Source organism: Sphingobium cloacae, assembly GCF_002355855.1.
Classification (GTDB): domain Bacteria; phylum Pseudomonadota; class Alphaproteobacteria; order Sphingomonadales; family Sphingomonadaceae; genus Sphingobium; species Sphingobium cloacae.
Window position 1 is genome coordinate 3,209,937 of sequence record NZ_AP017655.1, and the last position, 26,949, is coordinate 3,236,885.

Below are 26,949 nucleotides of genomic sequence, written 5' to 3' on the forward strand. Positions count from 1 at the left end.
CCCGTCTGCGTCATTGCACTAAGGACTTCACAATATGGCGCGCACTGCCTAAGGTGCGCGCCATTTCCTTGCCCGTTCATAAATGGAATATTGCCCCGCATGTCACGCCCGGCCTTCAAGCGCATCCTGCTGAAACTCTCGGGCGAAGTGCTGATGGGGCAGGGGCAGTTCGGCATCGACCCCGAAACCGTGGATCGCGTCGCGGGCGAGATCGCGGCGGCGAAGGACGCGGGGTTCGAGCTGTGCGTCGTCGTGGGCGGCGGCAATATATTCCGGGGCCTTGCGGGCGCGGCCAAGGGCTTCGACCGGGCGAGCGCCGATTATATGGGCATGCTCGCCACCGTCATGAACGCGCTGGCGGTGCAGAATGCGCTGGAAAAGATCGGTTACGACACGCGCGTCCAGTCGGCGATCCCGATGGCGTCGGTGTGCGAACCCTATATCCGGCGCAAGGCGGTGCGGCACATGGAAAAGGGCCGGATCGTCATCTTCGCGGCGGGCACGGGCAGCCCTTTCTTCACCACCGACACCACGGCGGCGCTGCGGGCGGCGGAAATGAACTGCGACGCGCTGTTCAAGGGCACCAGCGTCGACGGCATCTACAATGCCGACCCGAAGAAGGTGCCGGACGCGGCGCGTTATGACGCGATCAGCTTCGACAAGGTGCTGAACGACAACCTCAAGGTCATGGACGCCAGCGCCATTGCGCTTTGCCGCGAAAACAATATTCCCATCGTCGTCTTCAACATCCGCGAAACCGGAAACCTCGCCAAGGTATTGGCGGGGGACGGGGTCGCGACGATCGTGCAAAATCAGGAGCGCTGAAAAACCATGGCTCAATATGACAAGGCGGACCTTGAGCGCCGCATGGCGGGCGCCGTCGAATCGCTGAAGGGGGACCTGACGGGCCTTCGCACCGGACGCGCCAATATCCAGCTTCTCGATCCGGTGACGGTCGAGGTCTATGGCGCGCATATGCCCCTGAATCAGATCGCGACCGTCTCCGCGCCCGAACCGCGCATGTTGTCGGTGCAGGTGTGGGACAAGAGCAATGTCGGTCCCTGCGACAAGGCGATCCGGTCGGCGGGCCTCGGCCTCAACCCCATTGTCGACGGCCAGACGCTGCGCCTGCCGATCCCGGACCTGACCGAGGAGCGCCGCAAGGAACTGGCCAAGCTCGCCAGCAAATATGCCGAAGGCGCGCGCGTCGCCGTCCGCAACGTCCGCCGCGACGGCATGGACAATCTCAAGACCGACGAGAAGAAGGGCGAGATCAGCGAGGACGAGCGCAAGCGGCTGGAAACCGAGGTCCAGAAGCTGACCGACGCCACCATCGGGGACATAGACGCGGCCACCGCGGCCAAGGAGAAGGAAATCCTCGGCCGTTGAGCCGGGGCCCCTTGTCCCGCGTGACCTCCGCGAGCATCCTCCCCTGATGGCAAGCCAGGCCCAGCCCGATCTTCCCCAAGCTGCTCCGGCCCATGGCGCGCGCCATGTGGCGATCATCATGGACGGCAACGGCCGCTGGGCGAAGAAGCGCCTGCTGCCCCGCATCGCCGGGCACCAGGCGGGCGTGCAGGCGGTCCGCCGCATCGCGCGGGCCGCGCGGGAGCTGGGGCTGGAATGCCTGACGCTCTACGCCTTTTCCTCGGAAAACTGGAAGCGGCCGGCGAGGGAAGTCGCCGACCTGATGGCCCTGCTGCGCCATTTCATCCAGTCCGACCTGGATGAGTTCCATGCCAATGGCGTGCGGCTGCGCGTGATCGGGAATTACCGGGCGCTCGACCCTTTGCTCGTCACGCTGATCGACGGCGCGGTCGCGCGCACCGCCGCGAACAGCGGGCCGGTCATCGCCATCGCGCTCAACTATGGAGCGCAGGACGAACTGGTCCGCGTGGCGCAATTGCTGGCGCAGAAGGCCGCGACGGGCGAGATCGCGCCGGACCAGATCGGCATCGAGGATATCGACCGGGCCCTTTACACGGCGGATCTGCCGCCGCTCGACCTCCTCATCCGCACGTCGGGCGAGCAGCGGCTCAGCAATTTCATGCTGTGGCAGGCGGCCTATGCGGAACTCTATTTCACGGACGTGCTGTGGCCCGATTTCGACGGAAAGATGCTGGCGCAGGCGCTGGACACGTTCCGGACGCGCGACCGCCGCTTCGGCGGATTGTGACCGCATGACGGGCGAATTGCGGACCCGGGCGGTCGTGGGCCTGATCCTGATCGCCGTGGCGGTGGGCGCGCTGTGGTTCGGCGGTTTCCCCTTCTGGCTCCTGCTGGTGGTGGCGGGCGTGCTGATGCAGGGTGAATGGGGGCAGCTGGTCGGCGTACCCGACCAGCAGCGCAAGATGGCGATGTATGCCGTCTCCTTCCCGCTGGCGATCCTGTGTCCGCTGGCGGCGGGGGTTTCCTGGCTTGCCTTCGCCTTTGTCGCGGGCGCGTTCTTCTTCGTCTTGCTGACGGCGCGCTCGCTCGCGCTGGCCCTGGGCGTGCTTTATGTCAGCGTGCCGGTCATGGCCCTCCTTCTGCTGCGCGGACAACAGCCCGACGCGCTGGGCCTGCTGCTTGCCTTCTGGGCGCTTTCGCTGGTCTGGGCGACGGATATCGGCGCCTATTTCGCCGGGCGCGCGATCGGCGGGCCCAAGCTCGCCCCGCGCGTCAGCCCATCGAAGACATGGGCGGGCCTTGCGGGCGGCGTGCTGGCGGCGCTGGTGGTCGGGTTCCTCCTGCATCGTTTCGCGGGCCTGCCGATCCAGCTGGCGGCGGCGAGCGGCCTGCTGGCGGTGGCGGCGCAACTGGGCGACCTGCTCGAAAGCTGGATGAAGCGGCGGGCGGGCGTCAAGGACAGCAGCAACCTGTTGCCCGGCCATGGCGGCGTCATGGACCGGCTGGACGGCGTGGTCGCCGCCGCGCCGCTGGCCGCCGCGCTGTTCCTGATGATCGGCGCGGCCTGATGCGGAAGGTGTCGATTTTCGGCGCGACCGGATCGGTCGGCATGTCGACGCTGGACCTGATCCGTCGCGAGCCGGACGCTTATGAAGTCGTGGCCCTGACCGCGCATAGCGATGTGGAGGGGCTGGCGCGCCTCGCCAGGGAATGCGGCGCGGCCATGGCCGTGATCGGGCGGGAGGAACTTTACGAGCCGCTGCGGCAGGCGCTGGCGGGCTCCCCTGTACGGACGATGGCGGGCGAAGAGGCGCTGGTCGAAGCCGCGCAGGCGGGCGCGGACTGGAGCATGGCGGCGATCGTCGGCTGCGCGGGGCTGCGCCCGACGATGGCGGCGCTGCGGGCGGGCGGCACGGTGGCGCTGGCGAACAAGGAGTCGCTGGTGTCGGCGGGCCTGTTGATGATGGACGCGGCCAGGGCATCCGGCGCGACGCTGCTGCCGGTGGACAGCGAGCATAATGCGATCTTCCAGTGCCTTGCGGGCAGCGGCCTCGATGAAGTCGCGCGCATCACGCTGACGGCCAGCGGCGGTCCCTTCCGTACCTTCACCCGCGACCGGATGCGCGCCATCACGCCGGCGCAGGCCGTGGCGCATCCCAACTGGTCGATGGGCGCGAAGATCAGCGTCGACAGCGCGACGATGATGAACAAGGGCCTGGAACTGATCGAGGCGGCGCATCTCTTCCCCATCGGCACCGACCGGATAGAGATCCTCGTCCACCCCCAGTCGGTCATTCATTCGATGGTCGAGTTTCGCGACCGTTCCACGCTGGCGCAGCTGGGATCGCCGGACATGCGGATTCCCATCGCCCATGCGCTGGCCTGGCCCCGGCGGATCGCCACGCCGTGCCAGCCGCTCGATCTGGCGCGCATCGGCCGGCTCGATTTCGAGGCGCCCGACGAGGATCGCTTCCCCGCCCTGCGTCTGGCGCGGCAGGCGGTGCGGGCGGACGGAGCCGTGCCCGCCATCCTCAATGCAGCCAATGAGGTCGCCGTCGCCGCCTTCCTGGAAGGGGCGATCGGCTTCCTTGATATCGCCGCAATTGTGGAGGATGTAGTGAACCGCTATAGCGTGGCTGTGCCGCGTGGGATCGATGATGTGCTGGCGGCGGACGCCGAAGCGCGCGCGGTCGCAAGGCAGGTGATGGAAAGATTGACGGTTTGATCCAGAATCCCGGTTTCCTCTTGACCATTCTCGCTTTCGTCGCGGTCATCGGACCCCTCGTCTTCGTGCATGAGATGGGCCATTATCTGGTCGGCCGCTGGTGCGGGGTGAAGGCGGACGCCTTTTCCATCGGCTTCGGGCCGGAACTGGCCGCATGGGTGGACCGCCGTGGCACGCGCTGGCGGATCGCCGCCTTTCCGCTGGGCGGCTATGTGAAGTTCAAGGGCGACATGAACGCCGCCAGCCAGACCGATCCCAAATGGCTGGAATTGTCGGCGGCGGAACGCTCCGAAAGTTTCCCCGCCAAGCCGCTCTGGCAGCGCGCCGCGATCGTCGCTGCGGGCCCTGCGATCAATTTCCTGTTCGCGATCCTGATTCTCGCCGCCTTCGCCGTGGCCTATGGCGAAAGCCGGACGCCCGCCATCGCGGGGCAGGTCCAGCCGGGCAGCGCTGCCGCCGCCGCGGGGATCGAGGCGGGGGACCGCATCGTCTCGCTCAACGGGCGGGAGATGGGGACGTTCGACGACATCCGCCTCTATGCCCAGATCCGCCCCGGCGAGCCGGTGGCCATCCTGGTGGAGCGCGACGGCGCGCAATTCACGCGGCAGGGGCAGATCGGCGCGGTCGAGGAAAAGGACGGCTTCGGCAACAGCTTCCGCATCGGGCGGCTGGGCATCGCGCCCGGCGATCCGGTGATCGAACCGGTCAGCCTGTGGCGCGCGCCCATCGTCGCCATCGACCGGACCGGCGACATCGTGCGGACCATGGTGGAGACGCTGGGCCAGATCATCGGCGGCGGCCGTTCCGTCAAGGAACTGGGCGGGCCGCTCAAGATCGCCGAGGTATCCGGTCAGGCCGCGACGCTGGGCGTGGAGAGCTTCGTCTTCTTCATGGCGCTCATTTCAATTAATTTGGGGTTCATCAATCTGTTGCCAATCCCGATGCTGGATGGCGGCCACCTGCTGTTTTACGGGCTGGAGGCGATACAAAGGCGGCCGGTCAGCCCGCAGGTGCAGGAATGGGCCTATCGATCCGGCCTTGCGCTGCTTTTGACGGTGATGATGCTGGTGACTTTCAACGATTTGTCTTCTTTCGGGCTCTGGGAGCGTCTGTCCGACTTGATCGGTTGATCCGCATCGGGCAGGGAGACGCGATTTCATATCGTCTTTACAGACGGGAAACAGACTTTGCATTTTTTGAGGGTGGAGCGGGTGACAGCGATGATGAGCAGCAACAGGCAGCGTCCGGTCGTCGCGGCCTTGCTGGCGACGACGATGATCGCGGGGCTGTCCGCCATGCCCGCCGCCGCGCAGCAGCGCGCGCCTGCGCCCGCCGCCGCGCCCGCCGCGCCGCCTGCGGTGGCTCCCGCCGGAACCATCCGCAGCCTGAGCGTGACGGGCCAGCAGCGCCTGGAACCGGACACCGTCCTTTCCTACACCAAGCTGCGCCTCGGCGAGCCCTTCACGCAGGAATCGCTCGATCAGGCGCTACGCGACCTTTATGAGACGGAACTGTTCGCCGATGTGCAGATCCGCAACGACAATGGCGCGCTCACCGTCGAGGTGAAGGAAAATCCGGTCATCAACCGCATCGTCCTGGAAGGCAACAAGCGCCTGAAGGAAGACAAGATCCGCCCGGAAATCCGGCTCGCCCCGCGCCAGATCTACACCCGGTCGAAGGTGCGCGCCGATGTTGCCCGCATCATCGAGCTTTACCGCCGCCAGGGCCGCTTCGCCGCCACCGTCGAACCGAAGATGGTGCAACTCGACCAGAACCGCGTCGACATCGTCTTCGAGATTTCGGAAGGCCCCAAGTCCAAGGTCCGCCAGATCAACATCATCGGCAATGAGAAGTTCAGCGACGGCGAACTGCGCGGCCAGATGGTGACGAAGCAGTCGCGCTGGTTCCGCATCTTCTCGTCCGGGACCAGCTATGATCCGGACCGCCTCGCCTATGACCAGCAGAAGCTGCGCCAGTTCTACCTGACCGAAGGCTATGCCGATTTCCGCGTGACCTCCGCCGTGGCGGAGCTGACGCCCGACAAGCAGGATTTCATCATCACCTATGTGGTGGAGGAAGGCGACCGCTACAAATTCGGCGACGTGAAGGTCGAATCGGACATTCGCGACCTGTCGAGCGATTCGCTGACCCGGATGCTGCCGATGAAGAAGGGGCAGTGGTACAACGCCAAGCAGGTCGAGGATACGGTCGACACGCTGAGCGAGACGGCGGGCCTGTTCGGTTATGCCTTTGCCGACGTGCAGCCGGATTTCCAGCGCGACAAGGACACGCTGACGATGGGGATCAATTTCCGTATCGCCAACGCGCCGCGCGTCTATGTCGAGCGCGTGGACATCAACGGCAACACGCTGACGCAGGACAAGGTCGTCCGCCGCGAATTCCGCCTGGCGGAAGGGGACGCGTTCAACAGCTTCCTCGTCAAGCGTTCGAAGGACCGCATCAATTCGCTGGGCTTCTTCCAGGAAAAGCTGGAGGTCGAACAGAAGCCGGGTTCCGCGCCGGACCGCATCGTGCTGGAAACCAATGTGCAGGAAAAATCGACCGGCGAACTGTCGCTGTCGGCCGGCTTCTCCTCGCTCGAGCGCTTCATCCTCGCGGCTTCGATCACGCAGCGCAACTTCCGCGGCAAGGGACAGGAACTGCGCACCAGCGTCAACTGGTCCAACTATTCCAAGTCGATCGAACTGGGCTTCACAGAGCCCTATTTCATGGACAAGAATATCGCGCTGGGCGGGGACATCTACCGGCGCGATCTGAACAGCTTCCGCTATCTCAACAATAAAGACCGCGACACGACCTACGAACAGACGACCACCGGCTTCCAGATCCGTGCCGGCGTGCCGATCACCGAATATATGTCGCTGGCCCTGCGCTACAGCCTGAATTTCGACGACGTGACGCTGGATAAGGACACTTTCTACACGGACGGCCGGTGTGATCCCATCAAGGCCGGGCGTTACCTGTGCGACGCCATCGGCAAGCGGACGACTTCGTCCGTCGGCTATTCGCTGATCTACGATACCCGCGACAACCGCATCCGGCCCACGCGCGGCCATAATGTCGTGCTGAGCCAGGATTTCGCCGGGCTGGGAGGCAGCGTCCGCTATGTCCGATCGCGATTGAACGGGTCCAAATTCTGGCCGCTGGGCGGAGGGTTCATCTTTTCCATCTCGGCGGAGGGCGGCTACATCCATTCGCTGGAAGGCGAGCGGCGCGACGATGCCGGCAATCCGGTCGACAAGATACGCCTGACTGACCGTTTCTTCCTGGGCGAACCGCAGATTCGCGGCTTCGACATTCGCGGCATCGGCCCGCGCGTGAAGCGTTACTATCTGACCAAGAACGAAGACGGGGAATATGTCCGCAATTCGGGCAACCGCAACGTCAGCGACGACGCGCTGGGCGGCAAGGTCTATTATATGGCGCGGGCGGAGGTGGAGATTCCTCTGGGTTCCGGCGCCCGCGAAATGGGTCTGCGGCCGTCGGTCTTCGTCGATGCCGGCGCGGTCGCCGGTTTGAAGAACCCGGTCCTCGTCAACGGGAATGGCCGCTTCAACGGCTATTGCAGCGTCCAGACGGGCAGCGGCGACAATGCGACGACAACGACGCAGCCCGCCGCTGGCATTGGAACCTGCGGAAGCGTCGCGCCCGGTTCGACCGCGACCTATATCGACGGGTCGGGATTCGAGGAAGTTTATCTGGGCGATACGCTGAAGCCCCGCGTGTCCGTCGGCTTCGGCATCAACTGGAACTCGCCTTTCGGGCCGTTCCGCATCGACATCGCCAAGGCCCTGCTCAAGGAACCAGGGGACGACACCAAACTCATCACCTTCAACGTAGGGACACAATTCTGATGAAAATGATCACCAAGGCCGCCGCGCTCGCGCTTGTGCCCGTTTCCGCCCTCGCGCTTTCCGCCGTGCCCGCCGCAGCCCAGTCGAAGCAGGGCATTGCCGTGGCCGACATCCAGCGCGCCGTTGCGACCAGCAACGCCTACACCGCGGCTCGCACCCAGATCCAGACGACCTACAAGGCGCAGATCGACAGCTTCACCGCGCGCAAGAACGCCATCGACGCTGATCTGCGCGCCAAGAGCACCGCGCTCGACGCGGCGCTCAAGGCGGCGGGCGGCAAGCCCACGCCGGCGATCCAGACCCAGTATGAAGCGGCCCAGACGGCCCAGCAGAACGGCCAGGCCGAATTGCAGCGACTGGGCGAGCCGATCGCGCTCGCGAACGCCTATGTCGAAGAGCAGATTTCGGCGAAGCTGTCCGACGCGCTCAAGAATGCGATGACCAAGTCGAAGGTCGATCTGGTGCTCGGCCCCGACGCCACCGTTTCCTATCAGCCCGCCGTGGACATCACCCAGGCGGTCGTGACGGAACTCAACGCGCTGGTGCCGTCGGTCAGCATCACGCCGCCCGCCGGCTGGCGTCCGGGCGGTCAGCAGCAGCAGGGTCAGGCGCCCGCCGCCGCTGCCCCCGCCAATCCTTCGCAGCAGCCGACCTCGCGCTGATTTGCGATGACGGATCAGCCTGAAGCGGCTGCGACCGCCCTTGGCCCCATGGATGTCCGTGGGGTCATGGCGGCCTTGCCGCACCGTTACCCCATGCTGCTCGTGGACCGCGTGGTGTCGCTCGTGCCGGGCAGCGCCATCCATGCGGTGAAGGCGGTCTCGGTCAACGAGCCTTTCTTTCAGGGCCATTTCCCGACGCGTCCGATCATGCCCGGCGTGCTGATCGTGGAGGCAATGGCGCAGGCGGCGGGCGTGCTGGCGGTCGAAACCATGCAGCTCGCCAATTCAGGCAAGCTGGTCTATTTCATGAGCATCGACGGCGCCAAGTTCCGATCGCCGGTGGAGCCGGGCTGCCTGCTCGACCTGCATGTCGAGATCACGCAGGCGCGCGGCGCGATCTGCAAGTTTGCGGGCAAGGCGATGATCGAAGGCAAGCTGGCGGCGGAAGCGCATTTCGTCGCCATGATCTCCGATCCGCCCAAGGATTGAGGGTGGCGGGAAAGGCTTCGGCCTTTCCCCTTGCTTTCGGGCGGAAAGCCATGTAGCTGCGCGCCTTCAAGAGTTCTGGCGTCCATGGCGGGCGCATTTTTGGCATCCACGGCCGGTCGGAAACCGGCCACAAACGGAGCAGATCATGAAAGCCGATACGCATCCCGATTACCATTTCATCACCGTCCAGATGACCGACGGCACCACCTTCCGCACCCGCTCCACCTGGGGCAAGGAAGGCGACACGATGGCGCTCGACATCGACCCCAAGTCGCATCCGGCGTGGATCGGCGGCCAGCGTCAGCTGGACCAGGGCGGCCAGGTCGCGCGCTTCAACAAGCGTTTCGGCGGCCTGACGCTGAAGAAATAATCTCTTCCGCAAGGATGATCGAGAAGGGCGCCCGCGATGGCGCCCTTTTTATTTGCGTTACCGGTGGGCGTGGATGCGGGGAGGCAGCGCGATCCAAAATCCTCCCCGTCAGCGGAGGGGACCGCCGCGGGGCGATGCCGTGCGCTTCCACGATGTCCGCGAACTGGGCGTTTTCCGAAAGGAAGGGTGGACAAGACCGCTCCCGATGAAGACTGTCCTCCCGCCGCGCCGGCAGCGAGGATCAGTGCGCCGCGCCCCAACTCGGGCCATGGCCGATCTCGACGCCCAGCGGCACGGAGAGTTTCACCAGCGGTTCGGCGGCACGTTCCATCACGCGGCGGATGATGGGGCTGGCGCGCTCCACATCGGCTTCGGGCAGTTCGAACACCAGTTCGTCATGGACCTGGAGCAGCATCTTCACGTCATGCAGCCTCTCGGCGGCGAGAGCCGGTCCCATGCGGACCATGGCGCGCTTGATGATGTCGGCGCTGGTGCCCTGGATCGGCGCGTTGATCGCGGCGCGCTCCGCACCCTGCCGTTCATGCTGGATCGCGGCGCGGATGCGGGGGAACCATGTCTTCCGGCCGAAGAGCGTTTCGGTATAGCCGCGCTCGCGGGCCTTCTCGATCGTCTCGTTGATATAGATGCTGATGCCGGGAAAGCGTTCATAATAGCGGGATATCATGTCCTGCGCCTCGTCCGCCGTGATCTCCAGCCGCGAGGCGAGGCCCCAGCGCGAAATGCCGTAGAGGATCGCGAAGTTGATCGTCTTGGCGCGGCTGCGCGTGTCGCGGTTGACTTCCCCGAAAAGCTGCTGCGCGGTGGCGGCATGGATGTCCTCGCCGCGCGCGAAGGCGTCTTTCAGCGCGGGCACGTCCGCCATATGCGCGGCGAGGCGCAGTTCGATCTGGCTATAGTCCGCCGCCAGGATGACATGGCCCGGCTCCGCGACGAAGGCATGGCGGATCTGGCGGCCGACCTCGGTACGGATTGGGATGTTCTGGAGATTGGGGTCGGTCGATGACAGGCGGCCCGTCTGCGCGCCCGACAGCGAATAGCTGGTGTGGACGCGGATCGTATCCCTGTTGATCTGCGCCTGAAGCGCGTCGGTATAGGTGGACTTGAGCTTGGAAAGCTGCCGCCAGTCCAGCACCTTGCCCGCGATCTCCGCGCCTTGGGCCTTCAATTGTTCCAGGATGTTGACATCCGTCGAATAGGCTCCCGACTTGCCCTTGCGCCCGCCCTTGTAGCCCAGCTTGTCGAACAGGATCGCGCCCAGTTGCTGCGTCGATCCGATAGCGAAGGGTTGACCCGCCAGTTCATGGATTTCCGTCTCCAGCGCCGCGATCCCGGCGGTGAATTCGGCGGAAAGGCGGGACAGCGCCTCGCGGTCCACCTTGATTCCCTCATGCTCCATCCGCGCGATCACGGAAACGAGCGGGCGGTCGACCAGTTCGTAGATGCGGGTCGCGCCTTCATTGGCGACGCGGGTCTTGAACAGCTTCCACAGGCGCAGGGTGACGTCCGCGTCCTCGGCGGAATATTCGGTCGCCTTGTCGAGCGGCACTTCGGCGAAGCTGATCTGCTTCTTGCCGGTGCCCGCCACGTCCTTGAAACTGATGCAGCTATGATTGAGGTGCACCTTCGCTGCCTCGTCCATGCCATGTCCGGCAAGGCTCTGCCCGGCGTCGAGGTCGAAGCTCATGACGATGGTGTCGTCATAGGGCGCGATCTCGATCCCGTGGCGGCGCAGGACAGTGATGTCATATTTAAGGTTCTGGCCGACCTTGAGGATGCTGTCGTCCTCCAGCAGCGGCTTGAGTTTCGCGAGAACCAGCTCCTTGGGCAACTGTTCCGGGCGCTCGGCGAACATGTCCTGCCCCTGATGGCCGACCGGGATGTAGCAGGCTTTGGAGGGCCCGATGGCGAGGCTGACGCCCACCAGCGCGCAGGATACGCAGTCGAGCATGTCGGTTTCGGTGTCGACCGCGACCACGCCTTCCGCCGTCGCCTCCGCGATCCAGCGGTCCAGCGCTTCCTCCGTCACCACCGTTTCGTAGAGGCTACGGTCGATGGGCGGTTCCTCCTCCGCCTTGGGAGCGGGAGGCAATGCGGATTCGCTGACGGCGGCCGCAGTCGCGGCGACCGCCACGGCGGCTGCGGGCGCGCCCAGCCGGGCGAGCAGCGACTTGAAGCCGTGATGCGACAGGAATGCTTGCAAGGGCTCGGGCGGAATACCCTTGAGCGTCAGGTCGTCGAGCGGCTCGGGCAGGTCCATCGCGTCATGCAGCGTCACCAGCCTGCGCGACAGCCGCGCCATGTCGGCATGGGCGATCAGGTTCTCCTGCATCTTCGACTTCTTCATCGACGGCGCGGCTTCCAGCGCGGCGTCGAGCGAGCCATATTCGGTGATGAGCTTCGCCGCCGTCTTGGGGCCGATGCCGGGAATGCCGGGCACATTGTCCACGCTGTCGCCCATCAGCGCGAGCACGTCGCCCAGTTGGTCCGGCTGGACGCCGAACTTCCCCATCACATAGTCCGCGCCGCGCCGCTCGTTCTTCATCGTGTCGTACATGTCGACGCCGGGCTGGATGAGTTGCATCAGATCCTTGTCGGAACTGACGATGGTGACTTTCCAGCCCTGCGCTACGGCCGCCTTGGTATAGCTGGCGATGATGTCGTCTGCCTCGAACCCGTCCTCCTCGATGCAGGGGAGGGAGAAGGCGCGGGTCGCGTCGCGGATCATGGGGAATTGGGGGACCAGATCCTCCGGCGCGGGCGGGCGGTTCGCCTTGTACTGATCGTACATGTCGTTGCGGAAGGTGTGGCTGCCCTTGTCCAGCACCACGGCGAGGTGCGTGGGTCCGTCCGCATTGCCCAGCTCCGTCGCCAGCTTCCACAGCATCGTCGTATAACCATAGACCGCGCCGACCGGCTGGCCATGCTGGTTGGTGAGCGGCGGAAGCTGGTGATAGGCGCGGAAGATATAGCCGCTGCCGTCGACCAGATAGAGATGATTCTGAGACATGGGGAGGTGGATAGCGGGTTATGCCATCGCTCTCCAGTGCCGGACGGCGGGAAACCGGAAAGCGGGGCGAAGCGGAACGGCCCGATGGCCAATCCATCCGGGGATTACGCGGCGGTCAGGGACAAGGCGGCAGAGAAGGCAGCCGCCATCATTCAGAGCAGGTCGTTCGCCTTTTCCGGAGGGCGGGCGATGACCGCGCCTTTTTCCGTGATGACGATGGGCCGTTCGATCAGGATCGGATGCTTCGCCATGGCGTCCAGCACGGCGGCGTCATCGGTGGTGTCGAGGCCGATCTCCTTGACGACGCCCTCACCTTTGCGGATGGCCTCGGAAGGCGCGACGCCTGCCTTTTTCAGGATGGCCTCGATCTCCGCGCGCGATGGCGGCGTCTTGAGATATTCGACGATCTCGATCGCAAGGCCCGGCTTTTCCTCCAATATCGCCAGCGCCTGCCGCGATTTGGAGCAGCGGGGGTTATGCCAGATGGTCGCCTTCATGCTTCGTCCTGCTTCGCCAGCCAGTCTTCCAGCCATTTGATCGTATAGTCGCCATTGAGGAAATCGGGATCGCGCAGCAGCGCCTGATGCAGCGGGATGGTCGTCTTCATCCCTTCGATCACATATTCCTCCAGCGCGCGCTTCAGCCGCATGATGCAGCCTTCGCGGGTACGGCCATAGACGATCAGCTTGCCGATCATGCTGTCATAATAAGGCGGCACCTTATAGCCCTGGTAAAGGCCGCTATCGACGCGGACATGCATGCCGCCCGGCACATGATATCGGGTGACAGTGCCCGGCGAGGGCGCGAATGTGCGCGGATCTTCGGCATTGATGCGGCATTCGATGGCGTGGCCGGAAAAGACCAGATCCTTCTGCTCGACCGAGAGCGGCTTGCCTTCCGCGACGCGGATCTGTTCGCGCACGAGATCGACGCCGGTGATCATCTCGGTCACCGGATGCTCCACCTGAAGGCGGGTGTTCATCTCGATGAAGTAGAATTCGCCGTCTTCCCAGAGGAATTCGATGGTGCCCGCGCCGCGATAGCCCATGTCGGCCATCGCCTTGCGCACGACTTCGCCCATGCGGTCACGCTCGGCGGCGGAAAGGACGGGGGAGGGGGCTTCCTCCAGCACTTTCTGGTGGCGGCGCTGAAGCGAACAGTCGCGCTCGCCAAGATGAATGGCGTTGCCATTGCCGTCGCCGAAGACCTGGAATTCGATATGTCGGGGGTTGCCCAGATATTTTTCCATGTAAACGGTGTCGTCGCCGAACGCCGCCTTGGCCTCGCTGCCCGCCTGCTTCATCAGCGTTTCGAGCTGGTCTTCGCTGGGCACGACCTTCATGCCGCGCCCGCCGCCGCCCGATGCCGCCTTGATGAGCACCGGATAGCCGATCTGCGCGGCGACCGCCTTGGCTTCCTCGACGCTGGACAGCGCGCCGTCGGAGCCGGGAACGAGCGGCAGGCCCAGGGCGCCCGCCGTCTTCTTCGCCTCCACCTTGTCGCCCATGATGCGGATATGTTCGGGCTTGGGGCCGACGAAGGCGATGCCGTGCGCTTCCACGATGTCCGCGAACTGGGCGTTTTCCGAAAGGAAGCCATAGCCCGGATGAATGGCGTCGGCGCCGCTGATCTCCGCCGCCGAAATGATCGCGGCGATGTTGAGATAGCTGTCCTTCGCGGCGGGCGGCCCGATGCAGATCGCTTCGTCGGCCAGACGCACATGCATGGCGTCTGCGTCGGCGGTGGAATGGACGGCCACCGTCTTGATGCCCATTTCATGACAGGCGCGGTGGATGCGGAGCGCGATTTCGCCCCGGTTGGCGATCAACAGCTTTTCAATGGCCATGATGTCGGGCGGCCTTATTCGATGATCGCCAGCGGCTGGTCATATTCGACCGGCTGGCCGTTATCGACCAGAATGGCCTTGACCGTGCCCGATGCGGGGGCCGGGATCGCGTTCATGACCTTCATCGCCTCGACGATGAGGAGCGTGTCGCCCTGCTTCACCGTCGAACCCACGGCGGCATAGGCGGGCGCGCCCGGTTCGGCCGCCAGATAGGCGGTGCCGACGATGGGCGAGCGGATCGTCGTGCCGGAAGGCAGGGTCGCTTCGGTCGCGGCGGCGGTTGTGGTTGCGGCAGGGGCAGCGACCGGAGCGGCGATCACGGGCGCGGGGGCGGCGACATAGGCCGGAGCGGCCGCGCCGGCCTTGCGCGCGACGCGGATCTTGCGATCGCCGTCCTCCACCTCGATTTCCGTCAGGTTGGTGTCGTCGAGCAGCGCGGCCAGATCCCGCACCAGCTGCACGTCCACCTGCATCGCGCCCTTTTCCTGCTTGTCGTTCATCTCATGTCCCTGAACGTGAAATTTGTCTGTGATGCCCGCGCCTATGACCATTTGCGCCCAAGTGCAACGTTCAAAGCTCCAGCGCCGCCTCCAGAGCGAGCATGTAGGACATCGCGCCAAAGCCCGCGACCGTTCCCTTCGCAGCCATGCCGACATAGCTTTTATGACGGAACGGCTCGCGCATATGGGGGTTGGACAGGTGCACCTCGATCACCGGCACCGCGATGCCCTTGATCGCGTCATGCAGCGCGACGGACGTGTGGGTGAGGCCGCCCGGATTGAGGATGACGGCGTGCGCGCCCTCGGCATGGGCTTCCTGGAGCCAGTCGATCAGATGGCCTTCATGGTTGGACTGGCGGAAGTCGATTTCCACATGCGCGCGGTTGGCGGCGTCCTCCATGCGTTCGGCGATGTCGTCCAGCGTGTCGTAGCCGTATATCTCCGGCTCCCGCGTTCCCAGCATGTTGAGGTTCGGGCCGTTCAGCACGAAGATCTTGCGCGTGTCGGTCATGGCCGTGCCCCCCATTGTCGTTTCAAGCCTGTTGCGGGCGCAGCGCCCCTGTCCCTATATGCGCTCCCACGGCGCGGGTCCCTTGCGGGCCTTCATAGCCGTTCGCGTCCTCTCAAGTCGAGACGGGATGTAGGCGGCGGCAGGAGTTTCGAGAATTGAGCATCGACGGCACCATTTCCATTCATATCAACGGCGAGCACCGGCGCGTCCGCGCTGGGATCACGCTGGCCGAACTGGCGAGCGAGCTGGGTTTCGTGCCGGAAAAGGTGGCGGTGGAACGCAATCTGGAGGTCGTGCCGCGCTCCACCCTGGCGCGGGTGCTGGTCGAGGATGGCGACGAACTGGAGATCGTGCACTTCGTTGGCGGTGGCGATGCGGCCCCGGCGCTGGACGAGGATCGCTGGACGGTGGCGGGCAAGAGCTTTCGCTCTCGCCTGATCGTGGGCACCGGCAAGTATAAGGATTTCGAACAGAACGCGGCCGCCGTCGCGGCGTCGGGCGCGGAAATCGTGACGGTCGCGGTGCGGCGGGTGAACGTGTCCGATCCGAAGGCGCCGATGTTGACGGACTATATCGACCCCAAGAAGATCACTTATCTTCCCAACACGGCGGGCTGCTATACCGGCGAGGAGGCGATCCGCACCCTGCGGCTGGCGCGCGAGGCGGGCGGCTGGGACCTGGTGAAGCTGGAGGTGCTGGGGGAAGCGCGGACGCTCTATCCCGACATGGTGGAGACGCTGCGGGCGACCGAAATCCTTGCGAAGGAAGGCTTCAAGCCGATGGTCTACTGCGTCGACGATCCCATTGCGGCCAAGCGGCTGGAGGATGCGGGCGCGGTGGCGATCATGCCGCTGGGCGCGCCGATCGGGTCGGGCCTGGGCATCCAGAACCGCGTGACGGTCCGCCTGATCGTGGAAGGGACGTCCTTGCCTGTGCTGGTGGATGCGGGGGTGGGCACCGCTTCGGAAGCCGCCGTGGCGATGGAATTGGGCTGCACCGGAGTCCTCATGAACACCGCCATTGCAGAAGCGAAAGACCCGGTGCTGATGGCCGCCGCGATGAAAGCGGGCGTGGAGGCCGGGCGCATGGCCTATCGCGCCGGGCGCATGGGCAAGCGTCTCTATGCCGATCCTTCCAGTCCACTCGCCGGTCTTATTTGATGGATTTCGCGTTTGCAGCAAATTGACCGACTCTCTTCCTGTCCTTATGGCTTGGGCCTTGGACAGGAAGAGGACGTGCGATGGTGAACAAGCTCTACCCTGATGCTGCATCGGCGTTGGAGGGCCTTCTTTTCGACGGAATGCATTTGTGCGCGGGCGGTTTTGGCCTGTGCGGCATCCCTGAACGGCTGATCGACGCGATCCGGGATTCGGGCGTCAAGGACCTCACCATCGCCTCCAACAATGCGGGGATCGACGGCGAGGGGCTGGGCAAGCTGCTCCGCACCCGGCAGGTGAAGAAGATGATCTCCTCCTATGTCGGCGAGAACAAGGAGTTCGAACGGCAATATCTGGCAGGCGAGCTGGAGGTGGAGTTCTGCCCCCAGGGAACGCTCGCCGAACGCTGCCGCGCGGGCGGGGCGGGGATTCCGGGCTTCTATACGAAGACCGGCGTCGGAACGGCGGTCGCCGAGGGCAAGGAAGTCAAGGTCTTCGACGGGCAGGAATATATCCTGGAACGCGGCATCTTCGCGGATGTCTCCGTCATCAAGGGCTGGAAGGCGGACGAGAGCGGCAACCTCATCTTCCGCAAGACGGCACGCAACTTCAATGCGCCGATGGCGACCGCCGCGAAGATCTGCGTGGCGGAAGTGGAAGAGGTGGTGCCGGTCGGCAGCCTCGATCCCGATTGCATCCATCTGCCCGGCATTTACGTCAAGCGCATGATCGTCGGCGCGCCTTACGACAAGAAGATCGAATTCCGCACCGTTCGCCAGAGGGAGGCCGCATAATGTCGTGGACCCGCGATGAAATGGCGGCGCGCGCCGCAAAGGAATTGCAAGACGGCTTCTATGTGAATCTGGGCATCGGCATCCCGACGCTGGTGGCGAACCATATCCCCGCCGGGGTGGAAGTCACGCTCCAGTCGGAGAACGGGATGCTGGGCATCGGCCCGTTCCCCTATGAGGGGGAAGAGGACGCCGACCTCATCAATGCAGGCAAGCAGACGATCAGCGAACTGGCGCAATCCTGCTATTTCTCATCCGCCGACAGTTTCGCCATGATCCGGGGCGGGCATATCGACCTCACCGTGCTGGGTGCGATGGAAGTGGCGGAAAATGGCGATATCGCCAACTGGATGATCCCCGGCAAGATGATCAAGGGCATGGGCGGCGCCATGGATCTGGTCGCGGGCGTCAAGAAGATCATCGTCGTCATGGAGCATACGTCCAAGAATGGCGATCCCAAGTTCATTCCCGCCTGCACCCTGCCGCTGACCGGCAAGAATGTGGTGGACATGATCGTCACCGATCTCTGCGTCTTCCAGCGGCCCGACCATGACAGCCCCTTCAAGCTGATCGAACTGGCGCCGGGCGTGACGGCGGAGGAAGTCGCCGCTAAGACGACAGCGCATTATCTGAGCTGAAGGAGTGCGCGATGAGCCTCGATGGCGTTTATGACGAAGACAATCCCTTTTCCCTGATCCTTCAGGGGAAATTGCCTTCGACCCGGCTTTACGAGGATGAACATGTGCTGGCCTTCCTCGACATCCAGCCGCAGTCGAAGGGGCATGCGCTGGTCATTTCCAAATGGTCCAAGGCGCGCAACATCCTGGAGATGGAGGATGAGGCGCTCTGCCAGGTCATGACCGCGACGAAGAAGGTCGCGAAAGCGATCCGCAAGGCGCTGAACCCCGACGGCATCCATGTCGCCCAGTTCAATGGCGGGCCCGCCGGGCAGACCGTCTTCCATCTCCACGTCCATATCGTGCCGCGCTGGGAAGGCGGGCCGAGGGGTTTCAGCGTCCATGCGCAGGGCAATTTCGCCGATCCGGCCGAATTGCAGGCCCTGGCGGAGCAAATTCGCGCCCAGCTCTGACGCGCCCTCCGCCGGTTGACGAGGAATATCGCTGATATGGCACTCAAGCCCTTCATCGCGCCGGGCGCGCGCGTCGCCCTGCGCAGCAAGCCCGCCAATCCCCGGATCGCCGGCGGGCGGGGCGAGGCGGAGGTCATCCTCGACATATCGCGCCTCCTGTCGCGCAGTTTCCATCCGGCGCCCACCGGCATCGACCGGGTGGAATATGTCTATGCGCGCGAATTGCTGGAACGGATGCCGGACCGGCTGGCCTTCGCGGCGGTGCATCCGGCGGGCGGCTATTATGGACGGCTGAACGGCGGGGCGGTGCGCCAGTTCCTGGCCTTCACGGCGGCGCGCTGGCGCAATGCGCGCGATATGGACCAGAAGGAAGGGCGGGCGGCCGTCATCCGTCAGTTGATCGCCTTGCGCCCCCGTCCGGTGCCGCGGGCGACCGGCCCGCGCATCTATTTGCAGGTGTCGCCGCATCATCTGGACGATTATGGACAGGTGGGCGCAATCCTGCGCGCGGAGGGCGCGAAATTCGTGACCCTGGTGCATGACGTCATTCCGCTGAGCCACCCGGAATTCGCCCGGCCGCAGGGGGCGGAGGAGCATCGCAAGCGTCTGCGCGCGATCGATTCCTTCGCGGACGGCATCATCGGCAATAGCCAAGCGACGATCGATGCGCTGGCTCCGCATCTCACGCGTCCGCTCGATCAACGGGCCGTGCGTGTCGCGCATTTCGGTTCCGATCCGGTGGACATAGCCGACGGCGACACCCGCAAGGTGCCGGACCGGCCTTATTTCATCTATATCTCCACCATCGAACCCCGGAAGAACCATCTGCTGCTGCTCAATATCTGGCGCAGGCTGGTGGAGGAGATGGGTGACGCGGCCCCCGTGCTGGTGCTGGTGGGGCGACGCGGCTGGGAGAATGAGAATGTCGTCGACATGCTGGAGCGCGGTGAAATCCTGCGCGGGCATGTGATCGAAGCCGGGCAGGTTTCGGACAGCGAGATGCAGGCGTTGACCCGTCATGCGCGGGCCATGCTGATGCCGTCCTTCGTCGAGGGGTTCGGGATGCCGGTGGTGGAGGCGCTGACCGCCGGCGTTCCGGTCATATGCAGCGACATAGTGGCGCATCGGGAAGTGGGCGGAGACGCGCCGGACTATCTCGATCCGCTGGATGGCATGGGCTGGATGCGGGCGATCCGCGCCTATGGCCGGGAGGGATCGCCCGAGCGCGCCGTGCAGATGGAACGCATCGCCACCTGGTCGCCGCCGACATGGCGTGACTATTTCGACATAGTGGAGGACATTCTCGAAGAGGTGACGGCCTCGGTTCCTTGACCTTGACGACGCGCGCGCCCAAGGATGCGGCCAGGCCCGGAAGAGCGGCCGTTCAGGGGATGATGAGAACCGGGGAATGCTGTGATCTTGCCGCCTTTCCTGAGATCCCCGCCTTTTCCTTCCATCGCGCCCTGCGTCGCGGCGGTCAGCGCGCCCTTGCCCGAGGGCGGACCGGAAGAAGCCGTTTCCGACGCCCTTCTCGACAGCATCGCCGCCGCCCGGGTCGGAGGCGATTTCTGGGGCCACCATGTCCGGGGCGTGAAGCTGGTCGTGCAGGCGGGCATTGCGATCCCGCCCGAAAGATTGAGCGGCCTGGAGGCGGGGCAAGCGGTGGTCATGGGCGGCGCGCCGTCGGTGGAACTGGCCCCTTATGCCCGGGAATTGCCCGGACCTTGCGATCCCTGGGCGCTGGTGGAGGAAGCCGAGGCGGTTCAAGCCCGCGCGGATGATGATGTGGCGATTGTCGCGGTCCTGCTGGGCGTGCCCGTGCTCGGCCCTGATTTCCAGCCTATCGATCCGCGGCATCTGAAGGAAGTCGCCCGCAACCGGCTATCGCAAGCCTGCTATCGCGACTGCTTTACCGGCGAGGAGGCGGATATCGGCCAGGCCGTGCGCCAGCTGGCGGAGTGGCGCGCGCTTTTCAGCGCGAACCGGGGCATCAGCGCCGCGAGCGGCATGGCATGGTGGAAGCGCGATGTCATGCGGATATTCCTGTGGGACGGTTTGCGATCTCCTCCCTTTGTGAAGGCGCGGCAGGGGCTGGATCGGGCGTTGCGGGAAAAAGGGGCGCTCGCCGTCTGGCCGTCCCGCGTGCCGGCTTCGACAGCCGATGCGGCGGCGGAGCAGGGGACGCCGCTGATACGGGTCGAGGATGGCTTCCTCCGCTCGCGGGGACTGGGGGCGGCGCTGCATCCGCCCGGTTCGATCGTGGCGGATCATAGTGGCATCTATTATGATGCCCGTGTCGGCAGCGATCTTGAGACGATCCTTGCGACCCATGATTTTCCAGCGGAGCTGGTGGAACGGGCGGGACGGCTCCGGTCGCGGATTTGCGCCGCCGGGTCACGAAATATGGCGCGGGCCAGGGCGCGATGATAGCCTTGCCCAAGGGCAGGCGGACGGTGCTCGCGGTCGGCCAGGTGGACGACGACCTGTCGGTCCATCTGGGCGGGGCGGGCGTCGCCGGCAATCTCGATTTCCTGAAGCGCGTCCGTCAGGCCGAGCCCGACGCGTGGATCGTCTATCGTCCCCATCCCGATGTCCGGGCGGGGCACAGGGCCGGTCATCTGAGCGACGCCACCGTGCTCGAGCATGCCGACAGCATCGACAGCGGCTCGCCGCTCATGCAACTGGTGCAATGCGTCGATGAAGTGCATGTGCTCTCGTCCCTGACGGGGTTCGAGGCGTTGATGCGGGGCAGGCCGGTGACCGTGCATGGCATGCCCTTCTATGCAGGATGGGGGCTGACGCGTGATCTGGCCGCGCCCAATGGCCGTCGCGGGCGGCGGTTGGGCATAGATCAGCTTGTCGCGGGCGCCCTCATTCTCTATCCACATTATGTCGATCCAGTTACACGCCTGCCTTGCGGTCCCGAAATCATGGTGGACCGGCTGGCGGATGGATCGACGCCGTCTGTGAGCTGGCTCATCAGATTGCGGGTGTTGCAGGGGAAGCTACGTCGATTGATGACTTTATCCGCAGAGTTGCTTCATGGCCGCCCAGCCTAGGACCTTCCTGTTCCTCCAGGGGCCGCATGGACCTTATTTCTCCATGCTCGCCGATGCCTTGCGCGCGCGCGGGCATGCGGCGCTGCGCATCAACATCAACGGCGGCGACAAGATCGACTGGCCGGGGCCGGGCGCAACCGACTATCGCGGGACGTTCCGGGGCTGGCCGCTCTTCTTCGACGACTTCATCGTCAATCATGGCGTCACCGACCTGATCCTGTTCGGCGATTGCCGTCCCTATCATGCGTCCGCGCACAAGATGGCGCGGCTGCGCGGCATCAGGGTGCATGTGGTGGAGGAAGGCTATATCCGGCCCGACTTCCTGACATTGCAGAAGGATGGCGTGAACGGCAATTCCACCCTGCCGCTCGACCCGCGATGGTATCGGGAGCGGGCGCGCGACCTTCCTCCCGAAGAAGAGCAGGATCGGGCCATTCCCTCCACCTTCCGCCGCCGCGCGCAGCATACGATGCGCAACGGGCTGTCGGGTGCGCTGATGCGACCCCTTTTCCCCTTCTACCGCACGCACCGCCCCCACAGTTTCGCGCTGGAATCGGTAGGCTGGTTCAACAAGCTGCTGTGGCGGCAGGCGGACAGGCGCAAGGCTGCCGGAAATTGGGAGGAATTGCGCGACCGTCCCTATTTCACCCTGCCGCTTCAGCTCAATTCCGACTATCAGATCCGCATCCACTCTCCCTTTGGCGACATGCGCGCGGCCTTGCGCTTCGTGCTCAAGAGCTTTGCCCGCTATGCGCCGGAAAAGGTCGCGCTGGTGGTCAAGCGGCACCCGCTCGACCCTGGCCTGGTCGGTTGGGAAAGGCTGACTCGCAAGCTGGCGAAGCAATATGGCGTCGCCGACCGGGTGATCTATCTGGCCGACTGGGACATCGCCAAAGTCGTGCAGCGGTCTCTGGGCGTGGTGACGGTGAACAGCACGGTCGGCACGCTCGCGCTCAATACGGGCAAGCCCGTCATGGTGCTGGGCCACGCCGTCTACAAGGTGCCCGGTGTCGTGCATGAAGGGACGCTCGACGAATTCTGGAAGCGGCCGCAAGCGCCGGACAGGGAGCTTTATTCCGCCTTCCGCCGTGTCCTGATCGATCGCTGCCTGATCCGGGGCGGCTTGCTGAGCGACGAGGGCCTGCGGATGCTGGTCGATCATGCGGTCGAGCGGCTGGTCGGAGAGGATGCCGCCGACTCCCGACTGCTCTACCTGCCCGCTGCGCAGGATCGCCGCATCGGCGGCGGCGGCGGCTGACGCGGAAGGACGGATGAGCCAGAACGACGCCATGCAGGGTGCGGAGGCCCTGATCTATCCCGTCATCCTGTCGGGCGGAGCCGGAACGCGCCTCTGGCCCTTGTCGCGGCCCGACACGCCCAAGCAGTTTCTGACGCTGCTGGGCACCCGCACGATGATGCAGGAAACCGTGGCGCGCACGGCGGACCGCGCCGGCTTCGCCGCGCCGCTGGTGGTGTCGGGCGAGCGCCATGTCGCGCTGGTGGCCCGCCAGATCCGGGAAGCGGGAAGCGAAGCCGCCGCAATCTTCCTGGAACCGGAAGGGCGCAATACCGCCGGGGCAATCGCGCTGGCCGCTTATTGGCTGGCGGAGCGGGATGCCGAAGCCTTGATGCTCGTCATGCCATCCGATCATGCCATCGCCGATGTGGAGAGTTTCCATCGCGCCATCGCGGCGGCGCGTCCGGCAGCGGAGGCCGGGCGCCTGGTGACCTTCGGCATCCGCCCGACCCATGCGGAAACGGGCTATGGCTATATCGAGGTGGGCGGGGCGCTGCCCGATATGCGGGACGTGCATCATGTCGTGGCCTTCGTGGAAAAGCCGCCGCTGGAAAAGGCGCGTGCCCTGATCGGGACGGGACGGCATTGCTGGAATGGCGGCATCTTCCTCTTTTCCGCCCGCGCCTATGTGGCTGAACTGGAGCGTCTGGCGCCGGATGTGGCCGATGCCTGCCGGGCGGCGACGCGCGCCGCGCAGGACGATGGCGACTATATCCGGCCGGATGCCGCGGCCTTTGCCGCCTGCCCCAGCATCTCCATCGATTATGCGATCATGGAAAAGACGGATCGCGCGGCAGTGGTGCCGGTCGACATGGGATGGTCGGACGTCGGTTCCTGGCAGGCGCTCTGGGCGCTCAAGGAGCGCGACGGGCAGGACAGCATCTGCGAAGGCGCGGCCATCGACATGGACGGCCATGGCAATCTGGTGATCGTCGATGGAGGTCCGCCGGTGGGCACCATGGGGATGCGCGATTGCGTGATCGTATCGACGGCAAGCGGCGTGCTGGTCATGCCGCGCGAACGCTCCGGCGATATTCGCGCGCTGGCCGAAGCGATGCTGAAGCGCCTGGGCGAAAGCTGAACCCCTGAGTTCAGCCGCGTCCCGGCGTCGCAATCAGCGCCCGGCCCGCGCTCGAGGCATGAAGCGTCTCGCCTGCTTCGAGTATCCAGCACTCGCCGCTTTTCCATGGCGTGCCGGACAGGTCGCCGGTGCCCTCCAGCGGCAGGAACCAGAAAGCGCCCGTGCCGTTCAGGGTGATCCGCTCCCCGGCCCGGAAGGCCATATGACGCAGGCCGAACGGCGCGTCCTGCGCCTCCAGCAATTCTCGGTTCTCTTCGGCGGCAACACGTGGCACCGGCAGGCCATAGCGTTCCAGCCGGGCGCAGGCGAGCGCCTCTTCGACATGAAGCGGACGATCCCGGCCATAATCGTAAAGGCGATAGGTGATGTCGGCGTTGCGCTGAATCTCGACCAGCAGAATATCCGCGCCGATGGCATGGACGGTGCCCGCCGGGACCATGTAGAAATCCCCCGGCGAAACCGGTCGCCAGTCGATCAGCTCTTCCAGGGCTTCGCCGGCAACGGCGGCGCGGACATCGGCTTGCGTCACGGTTTCGGGAAAACCCAGGCCGATCGTCGCGCCGGGCTTGCAATCGAGAATGAACCACGCCTCGTCCTTGCCATGGGCATGGCCTGCGCGCCGCGCGGCGGCGTCATCGGGATGGACCTGAATGGACAGCCGCTCGCTCGTCAGGATATATTTGATGAGCAGGGCCTGATGATCGGCGGGTGCGCCCTCGAAGATCACTTCACCCACGCGGCCATCGCGCAAATTCCCCAGCCAGCCGGGAATGCAGTCCCTGCCCCATGGCTTCGTGACGGGACGGGGAAGAAGTTGATGCATCAATTCTGCCGGGTGCATGGCGCCAGTATAGCGCGCAATGATGAGCAAGCGGTTAAGTGATAAGCCCACGGCGCGCAATGGGCGTGAAGAGGGATGCTGCACGGAGTGCGGCTGGCAGGCCTGTGCGTTTTTGAAGGAATGATGCGGTTCCTATGCATGCATACAGTCGGGCGCATTGGTCCGAGGATGTCCAGAGATCGCGATGAAGATGTGCGATTCGAACCTTCGGTTTTTGCGCGCCTTGGTCTAGGGGGGATGGCGATGTCCGACGATCTTTTTCCGCGAGCGCTGGACCCGGCATTGCGTTTCCTGGCGCAGGGCGCGAGCGCGCGCCTCTACGTGCTGGGACAGGGAGAGGTGGTGAAGCTTTTCCACCCGGCGGTGTCGGACGAGATGATCGAACGCGAGGCTCACGCCTCCCGTCTGGCGGCGGAACTGGGGATGCCCGCCATCGCGACGGTGCGCCGGATCACCATGGAGGGCACACGTGGGCTGGTTTATCCCCGCGTGGCGGGTGTCACGCTGCTCAAGGCCATGCGGCGACGGCCATGGTCGTCAGGCGCAATGATGCCCGCCATGGCGCGCTTGCAGGCGCGCATGCACCAAAGCCCGGAAATAGAAGGGGTGCGGTCCCTCAAGGACGTGCTGCGAACCGACATTCTCCACGGTCCCGCATCCGATGTTCTCAAGGAATGGGCGCTGGTGCGGTTGAAGACGATGCCGGACGGCCGACGGTTATTGCATGGCGACTTCCATGTGGAAAATATCATGGTTGCGGAGGGCGGCTTCAAGGTCATCGACTGGTCCAAGGCCGCCTTGGGCGACCCGGCGGCGGATGCCGCGCGGACGGAAATGCTGATGCGGTTCGGAGCCGGGCCGCAAGACAGGCTGACTGTCCTGGCACGCGAATGGGCAACGCGGCGTTGGCGGGCAGCCTATCTGCGGGAAAGCGGAATGGCGGCGGAACGGCTGGATTCCTGGCGCGCCGTGGTGGCGGTAGCGTGGCTGCGCGCGCGAAAGCCCGTCCGAGAACGGGCTTTCAGGGAATATTTGCATGATGCGCTAAAAGAATCGAATTATGATCGGGCATCTGCATAGTTGAGTTGATGCCCGACCATTTGCTTCATCTTTTCTATATCCATAAGCATCGCATTCTTCTCGGCTCTTTCTTCTGCATGTTGCCTAAGCGTATACGGCTGAAAGGACGAAAAATATGTATTATATATACCTTCAAATCTATTAAGCTTAAAGTTGGATAGATGATCTATAGATGTCACATAATGAGTAGGTACATTGTAAGAAATGAAAGAAACCCATTTTTTGTCATAGAACGATGGCTCTATTTTCCAAAGAAAGTCCTCTTTCTGATCGTTACCATCCATTTTTTCAAAGAAAAGAACGCCCCTCCTGTGTCGAAGATGGAAATTATCTTTCAATCTTTTAATCAGATAAATGGGTTTTTCAGGATATGGTTTTTCACAAACGCAACTATCACGACCGAGCGCGAAGAATTTTCCTTTAATTTCATGATTATAAGATCGCCGAACTGCCGATATCCCAAAGTTCCCAGGATTGACTTTGTCAAAGCCACCGCTCAGGCATCCCGCGGAAATATTGTATATTTTTGCACCATGTTCCGTAGCAAGAGATTTGATCTTCTGTTGATATCGTAGATATTCGGTCGGCGGAAGAACCTCTAAAACATGGCTGGCATTTCCCGCGTGGCTATTAGGGAAAGCATCAAATCCATCTAGGCCGGCAATGAATATTTTTTTTATGCCAAGATAAACAGCTAGCGGGATAGAAAGGTCTGTAATAACAGATCCACCAAAATATACTGTTTCTAAATTTTTATCAAATTCAGAAACGTTAAACCATGATTTGCTAAAAGGCATGTGATACTTAATACTAAAATCAAATTTTTCATGATCAATATCTTTGAAGAGGTGACTTTTCTCTCTCAAGACATGTTCTAGAGCAAAAATTTTCTTTGCTTTTTTGAAGTTATCTTTGTCGACTCTTTGTCTGTCTACAATACATAGAATGTCAGGACGAAATTCGGTTTTATATATAAAATTAACTCCAATACAGAGTTCATTTTGCAGCTGTTCGGGATCTAGTTTATTAATGCTAGGTCCCATTCCTAAAATAAAACAGCGATCTGTATCCAATATTTTCTTTTTCAAATCAGCCGAAAATTTGAATCGATCGATCCTGTTCTTTCTTTCATCTTGTATAGAAATAGACATGGAAAAT

The 26,949-nt window shown here is 63.7% G+C and carries 25 protein-coding genes and 1 pseudogene; 19 read left to right on the forward strand and 7 right to left on the reverse strand.

What is annotated here, in order from left to right:
• Positions 1-99: 99 nt before the first annotated feature.
• The 10 genes from pyrH (at position 100) to rpmE (ending at position 9,510) form a co-directional block, all read left to right on the forward strand.
• Positions 100-825 carry a UMP kinase gene (gene pyrH, locus SCLO_RS15735; protein WP_066520567.1) on the forward strand — a complete coding sequence of 242 codons (726 nt, stop codon included), beginning with the start codon at positions 100-102 and terminating at the stop codon, positions 823-825.
• A gap of 6 nt (positions 826-831) precedes the next feature.
• On the forward strand, positions 832-1,389 hold the full coding sequence (frr, locus tag SCLO_RS15740; RefSeq protein WP_066520565.1) for a ribosome recycling factor: 558 nt from the start codon (positions 832-834) through the stop codon (positions 1,387-1,389).
• 46 nt (positions 1,390-1,435) lie between these two features.
• Positions 1,436-2,176, forward strand: coding sequence for a polyprenyl diphosphate synthase (gene uppS / locus SCLO_RS15745; RefSeq protein WP_066520561.1), 741 nt, complete (start codon positions 1,436-1,438; stop codon positions 2,174-2,176).
• A gap of 4 nt (positions 2,177-2,180) precedes the next feature.
• A complete protein-coding gene (locus SCLO_RS15750; protein ID WP_066520560.1) occupies positions 2,181-2,957 on the forward strand; it encodes a phosphatidate cytidylyltransferase in 777 nt (258 codons plus the stop codon).
• Positions 2,957-4,114, forward strand: coding sequence for a 1-deoxy-D-xylulose-5-phosphate reductoisomerase (locus SCLO_RS15755; protein WP_066520558.1), 1,158 nt, complete (start codon positions 2,957-2,959; stop codon positions 4,112-4,114). Before SCLO_RS15750 ends, SCLO_RS15755 begins: the two co-directional genes overlap by 1 nt.
• The gene (rseP, locus tag SCLO_RS15760) at positions 4,111-5,244 is read left to right on the forward strand and encodes an RIP metalloprotease RseP (RefSeq protein ID WP_066520557.1); all 1,134 of its coding nucleotides are present in this window, start codon (positions 4,111-4,113) and stop codon (positions 5,242-5,244) included. Before SCLO_RS15755 ends, rseP begins: the two co-directional genes overlap by 4 nt.
• A gap of 90 nt (positions 5,245-5,334) precedes the next feature.
• Complete coding sequence (gene bamA, locus SCLO_RS15765; RefSeq protein ID WP_066520549.1) at positions 5,335-7,989, forward strand: outer membrane protein assembly factor BamA; 2,655 nt, start codon at positions 5,335-5,337, stop codon at positions 7,987-7,989.
• A complete protein-coding gene (locus tag SCLO_RS15770; RefSeq protein WP_066520547.1) occupies positions 7,989-8,651 on the forward strand; it encodes an OmpH family outer membrane protein in 663 nt (220 codons plus the stop codon). Before bamA ends, SCLO_RS15770 begins: the two co-directional genes overlap by 1 nt.
• Positions 8,652-8,657: 6 nt before the next feature.
• The gene (fabZ, locus tag SCLO_RS15775; RefSeq protein WP_066520545.1) at positions 8,658-9,140 is read left to right on the forward strand and encodes a 3-hydroxyacyl-ACP dehydratase FabZ; all 483 of its coding nucleotides are present in this window, start codon (positions 8,658-8,660) and stop codon (positions 9,138-9,140) included.
• A gap of 145 nt (positions 9,141-9,285) precedes the next feature.
• On the forward strand, positions 9,286-9,510 hold the full coding sequence (gene rpmE / locus SCLO_RS15780) for a 50S ribosomal protein L31 (RefSeq protein WP_066520544.1): 225 nt from the start codon (positions 9,286-9,288) through the stop codon (positions 9,508-9,510).
• A 241-nt stretch (positions 9,511-9,751) separates the two neighbouring features.
• Here the strand turns inward: rpmE and polA are convergent, their stop codons facing one another.
• The 5 genes from polA to aroQ all read right to left on the reverse strand — a co-directional run bounded on the left by polA (position 9,752) and on the right by aroQ (position 15,395).
• Entirely contained in the window at positions 9,752-12,538 is a 2,787-nt protein-coding gene (gene polA, locus SCLO_RS15785) for a DNA polymerase I (protein ID WP_066520542.1), read from the reverse strand.
• A 152-nt stretch (positions 12,539-12,690) separates the two neighbouring features.
• Positions 12,691-13,035: an arsenate reductase (glutaredoxin) gene (gene arsC / locus SCLO_RS15790; protein WP_066520541.1), complete on the reverse strand. Its 345-nt coding sequence runs from the start codon at positions 13,033-13,035 to the stop codon at positions 12,691-12,693.
• The gene (gene accC / locus SCLO_RS15795) at positions 13,032-14,384 is read right to left on the reverse strand and encodes an acetyl-CoA carboxylase biotin carboxylase subunit (protein WP_066520540.1); all 1,353 of its coding nucleotides are present in this window, start codon (positions 14,382-14,384) and stop codon (positions 13,032-13,034) included. Before accC ends, arsC begins: the two co-directional genes overlap by 4 nt.
• Positions 14,385-14,398: 14 nt before the next feature.
• Entirely contained in the window at positions 14,399-14,884 is a 486-nt protein-coding gene (gene accB, locus SCLO_RS15800; protein ID WP_066520539.1) for an acetyl-CoA carboxylase biotin carboxyl carrier protein, read from the reverse strand.
• Positions 14,885-14,954: 70 nt separating this feature from the next.
• Positions 14,955-15,395 carry a type II 3-dehydroquinate dehydratase gene (gene aroQ / locus SCLO_RS15805; RefSeq protein WP_066520538.1) on the reverse strand — a complete coding sequence of 147 codons (441 nt, stop codon included), beginning with the start codon at positions 15,393-15,395 and terminating at the stop codon, positions 14,955-14,957.
• A gap of 155 nt (positions 15,396-15,550) precedes the next feature.
• On the opposite strand from aroQ, the gene thiS reads away from it, so the two are divergent.
• From thiS to SCLO_RS15845, 8 genes and pseudogenes are all read left to right on the forward strand, one after another.
• On the forward strand, positions 15,551-16,555 hold the full coding sequence (gene thiS, locus SCLO_RS15810; RefSeq protein ID WP_083949176.1) for a sulfur carrier protein ThiS: 1,005 nt from the start codon (positions 15,551-15,553) through the stop codon (positions 16,553-16,555).
• Positions 16,556-16,635: 80 nt separating this feature from the next.
• Positions 16,636-17,346: a CoA transferase subunit A gene (locus tag SCLO_RS15815; RefSeq protein ID WP_066520535.1), complete on the forward strand. Its 711-nt coding sequence runs from the start codon at positions 16,636-16,638 to the stop codon at positions 17,344-17,346.
• On the forward strand, positions 17,346-17,981 hold the full coding sequence (locus SCLO_RS15820; protein ID WP_066520532.1) for a CoA transferase subunit B: 636 nt from the start codon (positions 17,346-17,348) through the stop codon (positions 17,979-17,981). The genes SCLO_RS15815 and SCLO_RS15820 overlap by 1 nt, the downstream gene beginning before the upstream one ends.
• Before the next feature lie 11 nt (positions 17,982-17,992).
• The gene (locus SCLO_RS15825; RefSeq protein WP_066520530.1) at positions 17,993-18,433 is read left to right on the forward strand and encodes an HIT family protein; all 441 of its coding nucleotides are present in this window, start codon (positions 17,993-17,995) and stop codon (positions 18,431-18,433) included.
• A 36-nt stretch (positions 18,434-18,469) separates the two neighbouring features.
• Positions 18,470-19,765: a glycosyltransferase family 4 protein gene (locus SCLO_RS15830; protein WP_066520528.1), complete on the forward strand. Its 1,296-nt coding sequence runs from the start codon at positions 18,470-18,472 to the stop codon at positions 19,763-19,765.
• An 81-nt stretch (positions 19,766-19,846) separates the two neighbouring features.
• Positions 19,847-21,492: pseudogene (locus SCLO_RS15835) on the forward strand (capsular polysaccharide export protein, LipB/KpsS family).
• Positions 21,476-22,750 (forward strand): capsule biosynthesis protein, encoded by a 1,275-nt coding sequence (locus SCLO_RS15840; protein WP_066520526.1) that lies wholly within the window; start codon positions 21,476-21,478, stop codon positions 22,748-22,750. Before SCLO_RS15835 ends, SCLO_RS15840 begins: the two are co-directional and overlap by 17 nt.
• Positions 22,751-22,763: 13 nt before the next feature.
• Positions 22,764-23,870 (forward strand): mannose-1-phosphate guanylyltransferase/mannose-6-phosphate isomerase, encoded by a 1,107-nt coding sequence (locus tag SCLO_RS15845; RefSeq protein WP_231923262.1) that lies wholly within the window; start codon positions 22,764-22,766, stop codon positions 23,868-23,870.
• Positions 23,871-23,880: 10 nt separating this feature from the next.
• Here SCLO_RS15845 and SCLO_RS15850 read toward each other — a convergent pair whose 3' ends face one another.
• The gene (locus tag SCLO_RS15850; protein WP_174521985.1) at positions 23,881-24,693 is read right to left on the reverse strand and encodes a class I mannose-6-phosphate isomerase; all 813 of its coding nucleotides are present in this window, start codon (positions 24,691-24,693) and stop codon (positions 23,881-23,883) included.
• Between the two features lie 261 nt (positions 24,694-24,954).
• On the opposite strand from SCLO_RS15850, the gene SCLO_RS15855 reads away from it, so the two are divergent.
• Positions 24,955-25,791, forward strand: coding sequence for a phosphotransferase family protein (locus tag SCLO_RS15855; protein WP_066520522.1), 837 nt, complete (start codon positions 24,955-24,957; stop codon positions 25,789-25,791).
• Here SCLO_RS15855 and SCLO_RS15860 read toward each other — a convergent pair.
• Complete coding sequence (locus SCLO_RS15860) at positions 25,770-26,942, reverse strand: 6-hydroxymethylpterin diphosphokinase MptE-like protein (protein WP_083949175.1); 1,173 nt, start codon at positions 26,940-26,942, stop codon at positions 25,770-25,772. The two genes, SCLO_RS15855 and SCLO_RS15860, sit on opposite strands and share 22 nt — an antisense overlap.
• Positions 26,943-26,949: the final 7 nt, after the last annotated feature.

What these genes read in the sequence shown, in the direction of transcription:
- pyrH (WP_066520567.1), top strand. Translation starts at nt 100, where the DNA reads ATGTCACGCCCGGCCTTCAAGCGCATCCTGCTGAAACTCTCGGGCGAA.
- frr (WP_066520565.1), top strand. Translation starts at nt 832, where the DNA reads ATGGCTCAATATGACAAGGCGGACCTTGAGCGCCGCATGGCGGGCGCC.
- uppS (WP_066520561.1), top strand. Translation starts at nt 1,436, where the DNA reads ATGGCAAGCCAGGCCCAGCCCGATCTTCCCCAAGCTGCTCCGGCCCAT.
- SCLO_RS15750 (WP_066520560.1), top strand. Translation starts at nt 2,181, where the DNA reads ATGACGGGCGAATTGCGGACCCGGGCGGTCGTGGGCCTGATCCTGATC.
- SCLO_RS15755 (WP_066520558.1), top strand. Translation starts at nt 2,957, where the DNA reads ATGCGGAAGGTGTCGATTTTCGGCGCGACCGGATCGGTCGGCATGTCG.
- bamA (WP_066520549.1), top strand. Translation starts at nt 5,335, where the DNA reads ATGATGAGCAGCAACAGGCAGCGTCCGGTCGTCGCGGCCTTGCTGGCG.
- SCLO_RS15770 (WP_066520547.1), top strand. Translation starts at nt 7,989, where the DNA reads ATGAAAATGATCACCAAGGCCGCCGCGCTCGCGCTTGTGCCCGTTTCC.
- fabZ (WP_066520545.1), top strand. Translation starts at nt 8,658, where the DNA reads ATGACGGATCAGCCTGAAGCGGCTGCGACCGCCCTTGGCCCCATGGAT.
- rpmE (WP_066520544.1), top strand. Translation starts at nt 9,286, where the DNA reads ATGAAAGCCGATACGCATCCCGATTACCATTTCATCACCGTCCAGATG.
- polA (WP_066520542.1), bottom strand. Translation starts at nt 12,538, where the DNA reads ATGTCTCAGAATCATCTCTATCTGGTCGACGGCAGCGGCTATATCTTC.
- arsC (WP_066520541.1), bottom strand. Translation starts at nt 13,035, where the DNA reads ATGAAGGCGACCATCTGGCATAACCCCCGCTGCTCCAAATCGCGGCAG.
- accC (WP_066520540.1), bottom strand. Translation starts at nt 14,384, where the DNA reads ATGGCCATTGAAAAGCTGTTGATCGCCAACCGGGGCGAAATCGCGCTC.
- accB (WP_066520539.1), bottom strand. Translation starts at nt 14,884, where the DNA reads ATGAACGACAAGCAGGAAAAGGGCGCGATGCAGGTGGACGTGCAGCTG.
- aroQ (WP_066520538.1), bottom strand. Translation starts at nt 15,395, where the DNA reads ATGACCGACACGCGCAAGATCTTCGTGCTGAACGGCCCGAACCTCAAC.
- SCLO_RS15815 (WP_066520535.1), top strand. Translation starts at nt 16,636, where the DNA reads ATGGTGAACAAGCTCTACCCTGATGCTGCATCGGCGTTGGAGGGCCTT.
- SCLO_RS15820 (WP_066520532.1), top strand. Translation starts at nt 17,346, where the DNA reads ATGTCGTGGACCCGCGATGAAATGGCGGCGCGCGCCGCAAAGGAATTG.
- SCLO_RS15825 (WP_066520530.1), top strand. Translation starts at nt 17,993, where the DNA reads ATGAGCCTCGATGGCGTTTATGACGAAGACAATCCCTTTTCCCTGATC.
- SCLO_RS15830 (WP_066520528.1), top strand. Translation starts at nt 18,470, where the DNA reads ATGGCACTCAAGCCCTTCATCGCGCCGGGCGCGCGCGTCGCCCTGCGC.
- SCLO_RS15840 (WP_066520526.1), top strand. Translation starts at nt 21,476, where the DNA reads ATGGCCGCCCAGCCTAGGACCTTCCTGTTCCTCCAGGGGCCGCATGGA.
- SCLO_RS15845 (WP_231923262.1), top strand. Translation starts at nt 22,764, where the DNA reads ATGAGCCAGAACGACGCCATGCAGGGTGCGGAGGCCCTGATCTATCCC.
- SCLO_RS15850 (WP_174521985.1), bottom strand. Translation starts at nt 24,693, where the DNA reads ATGCATCAACTTCTTCCCCGTCCCGTCACGAAGCCATGGGGCAGGGAC.
- SCLO_RS15855 (WP_066520522.1), top strand. Translation starts at nt 24,955, where the DNA reads ATGTCCGACGATCTTTTTCCGCGAGCGCTGGACCCGGCATTGCGTTTC.
- SCLO_RS15860 (WP_083949175.1), bottom strand. Translation starts at nt 26,942, where the DNA reads ATGTCTATTTCTATACAAGATGAAAGAAAGAACAGGATCGATCGATTC.